Origin of the sequence: Staphylococcus caledonicus (assembly GCF_016238465.1) — a bacterium.
Taxonomy (GTDB): domain Bacteria; phylum Bacillota; class Bacilli; order Staphylococcales; family Staphylococcaceae; genus Staphylococcus; species Staphylococcus caledonicus.
Window position 1 is genome coordinate 1 of record NZ_JABTXV010000023.1, and the last position, 255, is coordinate 255.

Sequence of the window (255 nt, forward strand, 5' to 3'; positions counted from 1 at the left end):
GAGGGAAAGGTGAAAAGTACCCCGGAAGGGGAGTGAAAGAGAACTTGAAACCGTGTGCTTACAAGTAGTCAGAGCCCGTTAATGGGTGATGGCGTGCCTTTTGTAGAATGAACCGGCGAGTTACGATCTGATGCAAGGTTAAGCAGAAAATGTGGAGCCGTAGCGAAAGCGAGTCTGAATAGGGCGTTTAGTATTTGGTCGTAGACCCGAAACCAGGTGATCTACCCATGGTCAGGTTGAAGTTCAGGTAACACT

Annotated in this window: 1 rRNA gene; it reads left to right on the forward strand. The window is 48.6% G+C overall.

Going from position 1 to position 255, the window contains the following annotated elements:
- Positions 1 to 255, forward strand: a 23S ribosomal RNA gene (locus HS848_RS12570); the annotation flags it as partial.